Below are 2,853 nucleotides of genomic sequence, written 5' to 3'. Positions count from 1 at the left end.
TATGAGGTCTCCATTTCCTGCGGAAAGGCTTCGCCAACAGAATATAAGACGCACTCAAGAAATGCGGTCGGGCAAGACCCGTCAATGCCTGTGGATGAGTAACCGCCAACGGCCTTAGGGACGCCCTTATGCAACGTCCGTACAGCAGGAAATAAACATTAAAATGTCAATTGTTATGCGGTGCGACCCCGCGGGGTGCGTAAGACGCAAGCGGTCAGACCCCGCGCCGCCGACAGCTCGCTTGCGGAACGCGCACTCCTGTGAGGGAATGCTGACCAAGAGAGGGAACGCGCACCAAGAGAGACGTTTTATATCGGTTTTATGAAGCAGAACCTGTTCATCAATCTCTTTATTTGTGGTCTAAAAGTCTTTTGGCTAATCACATTTTACGAATCTTGGCGGATGGTGTTGAAATGGCACACTCAATTGAAGGAAGACTACCATTTTTAGACCACAAAGTTGTGGAATTAGTGCGGAATATGTCAGTTGCACTAAAAATTCGTGGCCTGACATCATGTCCGTTGGTATCGTTTGCGTAAAAGCTAGGGTGAATATCTACAGGAAATTTAAGTTTTTTCCAGCTTTTCAACCTTTTTTCCTTCTTACTTCTTACTTACCTTACAATACCGATGCTACCGGACATGATATGACAGAAAAATATGTCTTAAGAGAAGCAGCAAAACCATTAATTACTGAGACGATATATCATCGCCAAAAACATCCTTCCTACAGATGGTGTGTGATTTGGTATTTTGCGTAAGTCCTGATAACTTAAATAGGATTGCTATAGGGTGTAATAGCATAACAAAGTTAAACATAACGCACCGTTTTTACAGACTTGAGTACGCTAACCAACTCCCAAAAATAATACTATACTTGCTCAAGACTTCAGTTATTAAGTAATAAGTAAGGTTCAGCAATATTTGTAAAGATTATAGGCATTAAGGGCGATTATTACTTATTCTTAATTTGCCTATTCCCTATTCTCAAGAAGATGTAGTAAGACTTTTGAAATGGGGTTTAAATCGATCTTTTTACTTTTTATTTAACTCAATGACAAAAATCCAAGCTTCTCAAATTGAATATGTAGATGTAATTATCATCGGTGGTGGAATTGCTGGAATTTCCATTGCTGAATTTCTGGCTCGTCGTAGTCGTCTTTCTATCAAAGTATTAGATAGTGCCCCACAATTAGGAACATTTGCTTCAGGTAAATTGGAAGGTTGGTTTCATACTGGGGCACTTTATTCAGGACATGATGATGCTCAGACTTTTATTAATTGTGTGAATAGTTTGGAGGATTTAATTAATCTATATAGTTCCTATTTTTCTGAACAATGTAATATTGCTCTGACAGAAACAAAACCTAATTTTTTTACCCCTACAGTTATACCTAACTCTAACGGTTGGTTTAACGATCGCCCCGTATATTTAATTCATCCTAGAAAAAATTCTCCAGAAATTAGTGTATCTGGTCTCAAAAGTGATTCGGTATATTTAGAAATTCAGCGTAACCGAGTTTTAGGCAGATTAGAAACTGCTTATGGTCAACAATATAATTGGCTGCAAAATGGAAATTGTTTGGCTCCAATTTATGCTCAAGTTGAAGCTTATGAGGGATTAAATTGTTCTTTGCGCCATTCCACAGAAACTATAGATAATCTTTGTCGTAGATTCGATCATTCTTATGGTCTAGAAAATTCAAACTATGAAATTATCAAAACCTTAGATTGTTCGATGAATACTACTGCCATAATGAGAACTTTAGTTGCTAGTGCTATGGAGCGAGGAGTGACATTCGAGACGGGAGTAACTATTGATAAATTACTAATAGATAGCTACGGTAAAATTAAAATCAAAAGTCTTTTATGTCGTACACAAAATAGCTTTCCCAAACGTCTAAAAGCACGGTTATTTATTTTTGCAGTAGGAAAAGGTTTTGAACCTTTTTTATCTGACTTACAAGTACGGGCAAAACTTAAACGTAGTCGTAGTGCAATGGTAGTAGCTAAACCTGCTTTAACTGATACTAATTTTGTCCGGATGTCTACCAAGAGAAAGTTTCATTTTAATCATTTTGTACATAATTGTGAGATAGGGGCAGAAAAATTTGTTTATTCTATGTTGGCTGATTCTAGCTATACTAATGACGACCCAATAAATCGAGAAGAGGAAGTAGATATTGAGCAAATTTTGGATTCGGCAGAACGATATTTTGGCAAAGATAAACTTTATAGTCGAAATCTTTTTAGTTATGACTGTGTAAAAACAGAATTTATTAGTCAGGAGGAACAAAAACGGCGTTATAGTTATTGGATAGAGTCAAATCCTAATAGTAACTATTTATGTGTTTTGCCTGGCAAGTTTTCCTTTTTCCCGACTGTGGCGTTTCAATCTTATCAACGGATTAAAACTCTAATTGATTTTGATGAATGTGTGGAGAAGTCAACTTTTTCTCCAAATGTTAAAGTAATGGAGGAGGCAAATAAATTAATTGCTGATTCTTATCCAATGAAAATTATCACTGAGGCAAAAACTGTTCATTAATGGATAATTGATAATTGATAATTACAAGAAGGTTTTAACCGTTACACCAATTGAAGATCAGGAAATATTATTTCTTGTCTTGGTCGATTGGATATGGTTAGTTCATTAATTGATAATTGATAATGGCGAACTTGATAATTACAAGAAGGTTTTAACCGTTACACCAATTGAAGATCAGGAAATATTATTTCTTCTCTCTTGGGAGATTGGAGGCAAGCGTTTGCGCTTCGCAAAGCTTCGAAGTTCGCGTAGCGTCCCGGAGGGAACGGAGACCTCGCCATCCAAGGACCGCTTTTTTCCCCTATC

General features: G+C 37.1%; 3 protein-coding genes and 1 pseudogene. All 4 read left to right on the top strand.

Annotated elements, in window-relative coordinates; genetic code table 11:
* Positions 1-332: 332 nt before the first annotated feature.
* Positions 333-539 (top strand): annotated as a pseudogene (locus tag F6K22_RS37675) (asparagine synthase-related protein); the annotation flags it as partial.
* A complete protein-coding gene (locus F6K22_RS37670; protein ID WP_293109923.1) occupies positions 515-760 on the top strand; it encodes a hypothetical protein in 246 nt (81 codons plus the stop codon). The pseudogene F6K22_RS37675 and the gene F6K22_RS37670, both read left to right, overlap by 25 nt.
* A 293-nt stretch (positions 761-1,053) precedes the next feature.
* Positions 1,054-2,547: an FAD-dependent oxidoreductase gene (locus F6K22_RS37665; protein ID WP_293109922.1), complete on the top strand. Its 1,494-nt coding sequence runs from the start codon at positions 1,054-1,056 to the stop codon at positions 2,545-2,547.
* 109 nt (positions 2,548-2,656) lie between these two features.
* The coding region (locus tag F6K22_RS37660; protein ID WP_293109920.1) for a hypothetical protein at positions 2,657-2,853 on the top strand (197 nt) is incomplete at its 3' end.

Origin of the sequence: Okeania sp. SIO2F4 (assembly GCF_010672385.1) — a bacterium.
Taxonomy (GTDB): domain Bacteria; phylum Cyanobacteriota; class Cyanobacteriia; order Cyanobacteriales; family Microcoleaceae; genus Trichodesmium.
Note: the sequence above shows the minus strand (reverse complement) of the source record. Positions and strands in the feature narration are given on the sequence as shown.